Here is a 7186-nt window from a genome sequence, read left to right on the forward strand (position 1 = left end):
GCAATAAAAGATTGACACTTGTGTATAAAAATGCGATTTGCGCAAAATAATTTTGTAATTCTAGTTGGATTTTGTGATTCCTCTATGAGTTTTCTGATGCACGGTGAAGCCTGTTAGAGGGCGGCGATCATCGGACGTTTGGTGCGGGTGTATTTGGAATGACGAAAGGTGACCGTTTGGTGCAGTGCGAATTGATCTCGGCGTCGAAACAGTCCGGCAAGAATGCGGTGGGAAACGAAAAAGGCGATCGAATGACTGCGAAAGGCAAGATTCGCGCGCAATCATTTCATCTGCGTAAATTCAGTGGGTATCTGCAGCGCGGGGTGTCGGGTGTCGCCTTATCGGTAACAGTATTTTCTACCAGCTGTCTTTTCATGTCTGCCTTAGGGATGTCCACCGCATACGCACTCGATCTGACGGGAAACCCAGGGGGGCAAAGTGCACGAGGCAGCGGTTATGGCGGTGTCGGTAACGGCGGTGGCGGTTTCTCAGGGGGCGGGAGTAAAACAGCGCCGAACACTGCGCCTGTGGATGGACATGGAGCAAATGGGGCTGCCAGCGGAAATGGTGCCGGTGGGGGGGCTGGTGGTGGCGTGGGGGCGACGACGGTTGGTGCGGGGCAGGTCGTAATAAGAGGATATGATGGTACTGCCGGCAGTAATGCCGGCACTGGCGGCGGCGGTGGTGGGGCAGGTGTGTTTTTGAACGCCAGTCCTTCGTACCTCGCTACCGGATCAACGATCACAGGCGGAAATGGAGGGGGCGGTGGTAATGTGTATCATGGAGACGATGCTTCAGGTGGCGGCGGTGGAGCTGGTGCAATTGTCAAGGCGGGAACACTGACCGCTGCGGCTGGAGCGACAATTACGGGGGGGAATGGCGGTAATGGTGGTTATGTGTGGCAATCCTGGCTTGGCGGCGGCGGCAGTGGCGGCGATGGCGTTGTCGTGGATCAAGGAGCCGTCTTTACCAATTATGGTGTAGTGTCGGGGGGCAATGGTGGGGACATCGTAAGCAACGGTGGAGCTTCGCCTGTCCGTCTTGCGCATCCTGGCTCTGGCGGCGATGGTATCCGTATGGGCACAGGCGCCCATGTAATCAATGCTGGAACGATCTCTCCCGGTCAATTGGGCCGTGGAGTTGGTACTACTGACGTCAATGCAGCCAATGCCGTCGATATTGTCGGCAATAATAACACTTTTGAAATCTGGAACAGCTCCGTCATCAAGGGGAATGTTGTCGTTAAGAGCGGGACTGTGGGAAATACACTCGCGTTAGGCGGGGCTGCTAACGGTACATTTGACGTCTCTGCGATAGGCAACCAGTACAAGGGGTTCCAAGGCTATAGCAAGACGGATGTGAGTGTCTGGACCTTTTGACGGGAACGACCAGTCAGACAACGTCATGGACGATCGCGGGTGGCGAGCTGGCGGTTTCGAGCGATAGCAGTCTTGGCGCCGCAGCGGGCACGTTGACGTTCAACGGCGGCATGCTGCAGATTCTCGACACTGCCATGACGTCAACAAGCCGTGCGATCCAAATCGGAGATGTCGGCGGCGGTTTTGATATTGCCGACAAGGATAATATTTTCACCCTTTCCCAAAGCATTTCCGGCACTGGAACCTTCACAAAAAGCGGGGCTGGAGTATTGGTTTTAAGTGGGAATAGTGGCGGCTTCACGGGTTTGACATCTGTGAGCGCCGGACAGTTGCGCCTTGATAGCGGAGCGACACTTGGAGGAAATGTTTCGGTAGCGTCCGGTACTGCTTTTGGCGGTGGGGGAACTGTCGGGGGAGTGGCCACGGTGAGCAGCGGGGCGGTCTTGTTCGCCCAATCAGGCGCGCCATTGGAGTTTGATGGCGGACTCTCATTTCAGACGGGCAGTACGCTTGAGGTTACGTTAAACGAAGAACCATCCACCAAGCCCGTGATCACTGTAAAAGGTGATCTCGCGCTCAACGGTACTCTGAATATAACGGATCAGAGCACGACTGGGGATGCGGGCGTATACCGAATTATTGACTACACTGGCGCCCTGACGGTCAACTCTATGAAAATTGGCAATGTGCCGGGCATTGATCCGAACAATTACTCTCTGCAGGTGGTGCAGAATCCTGGAGGTCTGGGAGGAAACGTCAATGTCGAAAAAAATGACGGGATGGCGTTCTACTATTGGGATGGTGGGGATTCGTCAAAATATGGCAACGGTCAGATCGATGGCGGAAACGGCACTTGGGACGCCTCCACGACTGCCTGGACCAATATCGATGGTGTCAAAAATGCCTCCTGGACGGATCATGGTTTTGCCGTCTTTATGGGAACTGGCGGGGTGGTCACGCTGGCGAATGGATACACGCCGGAAGTTGACGGGATGCAGTTTGCTGCCGACAAGTATCGTATCGAAGGTGGGGCGATCGACCTCGCCAATGAAGATATCCCGGTTATCAATGTCGGCGATCGATCCGCTGGGGGTGCCTCGTATACGGCAACAATTGCCGCCACGCTTACTGACAAGGCTGGCGATGAAAATGGATTTGAGAAGATCGGCTATGGTACTCTCGTTCTGGCGGGCGATAACACCTATAAGGGTACGACCACTGTAGCCGAAGGCACGCTTCAGTTGGGTGAGGGCGGCACAACGGGCAGTATTCGCCCAGACAGCGAGATCGTACTTACCAACACCCGCTACGACCGGGGGCGGCTGGTTATCAATCATAGTGACACCTTTACGCTAGGCAATGAAATCACTGGCGTAGGGCAGGTGTTCCAAAGCGGCGCGGGCACCACCATTTTTTCCGGCAATAACAGTTTCTCTGGTGGCCTTATCGTTGAGAAGGGTGTGGCTCAGGCCGGCATCGCCACCAACGCATTCGGCACTGGTTATCTGAGCATCGATAGCGGTGCTGTCGCGGATCTGAACGGCTTTGATACGACCGTCAATGGCCTCTTGTCGTCAAATCCGAAGGAAGGCTCTTTTGACGGCGAGATCAGGCTCGGTTCTGGCAGATTGACGGTGAACCAGGGATTCGAAAGCGAGTTTTCCGGTGCGATCTCGGGTTCCGGTGGAATGACCCTCAGCAAAGATAGCACTGCTCCGCTTACACTTTCCGGTGTGAACACGTATTCCGGAGCAACAATTGTCGAAGGTGGAACGCTCATTCAGGGTGCAAGTGGTGGTTTCAGCGGAGCGTCTGCTTTTACTGTTAACGAGGGCACGAACCTGAGATTGGGTGGCTTCAACACCAACATGTCTTCGCTGACGAATAGCGGAACCGTTGATTTTGGTGGCAAGGGCGGCGCCACACTGACGATTGCAGGCGATTACGTCGGAAATAATGGTACTATCGCAATTACATCAAATCTGAATGATGATAGTTCGAAGACGGATAAGTTGTTGATTGAAGGGAATACTTCCGGTTCGACGACTCTTGACGTAACCAACCGAACCGGCCTTGGTGCCGCTACGACGAACGGCATTGAAATCATCGACGTGAAGGGGAGCTCCAACGGCGATTTCGTTTTAAAGAGCGATTACCAAACCCCGGACGGCAAAAACGCCATTATGACATCGTCGGCGTATGCTTATACATTGCAGAAAAACAGCAAAGCTGATCCTAATGATGGAAACTGGTATTTGGTCAGTCAGTATACTGGGCCGAATCCCGTTGATCCGGGCAATCCGACCGACCCCACCAATCCTCCTGGTCTCTATAGCGCGGCAGCGCCAATCTATGAAGCTTATAAAAGCTCCATGCAGACGCTCAATAGACTGCCTACTTTGCAGCAACGTGTTGGAGACCGCTATTTCGACGATGTTTCTGCTATTGTCCGGCTGGCGGGTGAAGGTGGAGAGCCGGCAACGATCGCCAATTGGGGGCGGGTTGAGGGTGCGCACGACCGGCTCCGGGCCGACACTACGGCAGGGCGCGTCAACCAGAATATCAATACCTATCAGCTTCAAACTGGTATTGATGGTGAGTTTTACGAAGATGCAAATGGTCGACTTATTGGTGGTTTGACCGGGCAATATGGACAGGCCAGTTCGAACATCACTGATTTTTACGGTGGTACGATCAATACGCAGGGATGGGGATTCGGCGGCACACTGACCTGGTATGACAATGACGGTTTTTATGCCGACGGTCAGGTCCAGATCAGTTCCTATACGACTGATCTTTATTCGAAAAATCTTAATAAGCAGCTTGCCGAAGGCAATAAGGGTACTGGTTATGCCGCCAGTATCGAAGTGGGGCAACGTTACATACTTGATGACAACTGGTCGGTAACGCCCCAGGCTCAATTGGTTTGGTCTTCTGTCATTTTTGATACGTTCAAGGATATCTACGGAGCGAGAATTTCCGACCAGGGTGGCGAAAGCCTGTTGGGCAGGTTCGGCTTTATGGCCAAATACAGCGATAGCTGGCTGGGTAGCGACGGATTGCCGGTGGACGCCAATATGTATAGCACGGCCAATTTCTATCAGGAGTTCCTTGGCGGAACCCGGATCGACTATGGTGGCACCGTTTTCGACAATGCGTCGGATGATCTTTGGGCTGGGATCGGTGTTGGCGGCTCTTATAGATGGGCAAACAAGAAATATACCCTCTACGGTGAAGGGTCTGTAAACAGCTCGATTAACCACATAGCTGAAAGCTATTATTTTAAAGCAACGATCGGTTTCCAGGTAAAATTGTAAATTCTCGGTCTGTATAAATCGTTCAGGAAACTGAAAGGACCTATATTAACATGAGTAAGTTTCGTTATTATTCATTTTTACTCATCGCTATTGCGTTGGCAACGTTGTTTGTCGGATACAAGTTTTTCGACGAGATATTCGATATCGTAAGCCACAACGTCTATATTAACAGCATCATCGTAACGATATTTGCGACAGCGACTATCATCGTTTTGCTTGATGCTTTTAACACCATCCGCAAGGACTATCTCTGGAGGCGTTACGGTCCAGACGAAAAGCACGCGCGGGCGATATTTGGACGACGATTTGCAGGTATTCCTTTTCATTCAGGCGCGATACAGAACGAGCTGATCCAGAAGTGGAAAGAAGCGATCGGCTGGAAGAGTACAGCGCTTGATTTTATTTCAGGCTCATTGATTGGCCTTGGTCTTCTCGGAACGTTCATCGGTCTGATGCACACCATGGGCTCGGTTTTTGATGTTCTTTCATCTCAGGCATCTGGCAAAGATCTCGTTACGGGGCTGAGCGTTCCTTTGTCCGGCATGGCCACAGCCTTTTCGGCATCGTTGATGGGCTTAACCAGCTCGCTTACCCTTGGTCTTCAAGCAATATTGGTCAGCAAAACGAATACCGAGTTTTTTGCTCAGGTCGACGACTGGATAATTGCCCAAAAGGATGAAGAGGAGCCGACGGTGGTCGGTGTGCCGGCAGGTCGCGGCGGCGGTGTGAAATATCTGAAGGCTATGAGCGGCAAAGTTTCCGAATTGCAGGATGCGGTTCAGAATCTTCAGAAAACCAATGCAGCTCTCATCAATTACATGATGAAAAGCAGGGAGCAATTTGCCAATGAAATCAGTGGTGCGCGCTCTACTTTTGATGAAATACTCAAAGCCAATGAAGAGATACTTCGGGCTAATGCACGTCTATGCGATTTGAGCGATCTGGGAAACAAGCACGCGGCGGAGCTCAACCAATCATTGGCTTCCAATACGGCTCGTGTCGAAAGGATGCGGGTAGGGCTCGATTCCGTGATGGATAGTAGCGTGTCCCGTGCGGCCGAGCTGAACAATCATGTCCATTCGCTAAACGAGAATATTGCGGTCCTAAGTGGCAGTGTGGGTGCAGACAGGCAATCGCTCGACCGGATGGCCGAGTTACAGAAACTGTCACATGATGCCAGTTTTGCGTGCCTGCATGAGATCGTCGCGATGCGTACCGCTATCGAGTCGGCACTCCATATTCGTTTGGGCGCTCAGTCGGGAGGTACGCATGACTAAATCTCTGGCCTATATGGTCTCTGTATCGATCATTTGTTTGGCTTCCTCCGCGTCAGCAACGACGTTGAAAGAAGCCATTCAGGATGGTCTGAAGTATAATACTTCTGGAAAAATTGCTGACGAACAAAGCAATGCCGCCAAGTACAAGGTCGATCAGGCCTATGCATCCTACTGGCCGCAGGTGAATTTGATAGGCAAAACAAAAACGAATGACAGAGGATATGGCGCGTCGTATCAGCCCGATGATGACGAAGCTGGAATGCTGACCTTTGCATTTCAATATACACTGATCGACTTGACGCGCGATCGCCAGATCGCTGCTGCACAGAACGCCTATAACGCAGCCAAGTGGAATTTTAAAATACAGCAGGAAAAGCTGACTTTTGAAATCATCAAGGCCTATCTTGATGTCTGGCGGAAGAAAAAGACGAAGCTCATAACGGACGATTACGTTCGCTCGGTAGAAAAGCTTGCGAAAAAAGTTCAGGCAAGAGTCGATGGCGGACTGTCGGAAGCGTCCGATTCCGTGAGGGCTATGGCTGCTCTGGATGAGGCCCGAACCCGCAAGGAAGATGCCGACAAGTCGCTGGAGGATGCCAAACTTTCCTTTTATTCGCTGATAGGCGAAACCGTTGATATCAAAGATAATTTTGATGAAAACAAGAAGCCCAACATACCAAAGTTTCCGGCGACACCTGATCTTTATGAGAACAGTTTTGTTATAAAAATGCTTTCCGAAAAGGTGAAGCAGAAAAAAGAAGAGTATGAGTATGCGAAAAAAGACCCGTTCCCCAAGCTTCAGCTTCTGGGAAACTACAAGCAGCGTTTTGAAGACTCTGACGCTCCATCTTCGCAATTCTATCTTCAATTCAATATGCCGCTAATGGATGGCGGTCTTAGCCGCGGCAAAACCAATGAAGCGCGCTCCATGAAGAATATCAGCGAGTATCAGCTTCAATCAGGCAAGCGTGACCTTAACAAGAATTTTTCCATTCTGAAGGTCACTGTGGAAAAAGAAAACCGTATCTGGGATCTGAATAAATCATCCATCCAAAAAGCCGCTAAAACACTTGAACTGTATGAGAAGGAGTTTGTGCTTGGGAACAGGCCTTTGTCCGATATCATATCGGCACAGAGGGATTTGTATACAGCAAAAACTTCACTAGTAAACTCGAAGTATAATTTCAATTCAAGTATATCTGCGATATATGTT

Annotated in this window: 4 protein-coding genes; all 4 read left to right on the plus strand. The window is 51.0% G+C overall.

Annotated features, from left to right (window positions below; genetic code table 11):
* Positions 1 to 158: 158 nt before the first annotated feature.
* Positions 159 to 1379: a hypothetical protein gene (locus AVM02_RS13600; RefSeq protein ID WP_411507473.1), complete on the plus strand. Its 1221-nt coding sequence runs from the start codon at positions 159 to 161 to the stop codon at positions 1377 to 1379.
* Positions 1376 to 4696 (plus strand): autotransporter outer membrane beta-barrel domain-containing protein, encoded by a 3321-nt coding sequence (locus AVM02_RS13605; protein WP_411507474.1) that lies wholly within the window; start codon positions 1376 to 1378, stop codon positions 4694 to 4696. The genes AVM02_RS13600 and AVM02_RS13605 overlap by 4 nt, the downstream gene beginning before the upstream one ends.
* A 50-nt stretch (positions 4697 to 4746) precedes the next feature.
* Complete coding sequence (locus tag AVM02_RS13610; protein WP_411507475.1) at positions 4747 to 5973, plus strand: hypothetical protein; 1227 nt, start codon at positions 4747 to 4749, stop codon at positions 5971 to 5973.
* A partial coding sequence (locus tag AVM02_RS13615; RefSeq protein ID WP_411507476.1) for a TolC family protein occupies positions 5966 to 7186 on the plus strand: 1221 nt, incomplete at its 3' end. The genes AVM02_RS13610 and AVM02_RS13615, both read left to right, overlap by 8 nt.

Source organism: Brucella anthropi (assembly GCF_046630315.1).
Classification (GTDB): domain Bacteria; phylum Pseudomonadota; class Alphaproteobacteria; order Rhizobiales; family Rhizobiaceae; genus Brucella; species Brucella anthropi_A.

Excerpts from the sequence above, each read along its gene's own strand:
- AVM02_RS13600 (WP_411507473.1), top strand. The coding sequence starts at position 159 with ATGACGAAAGGTGACCGTTTGGTGCAGTGCGAATTGATCTCGGCGTCG.
- AVM02_RS13610 (WP_411507475.1), top strand. The coding sequence starts at position 4,747 with ATGAGTAAGTTTCGTTATTATTCATTTTTACTCATCGCTATTGCGTTG.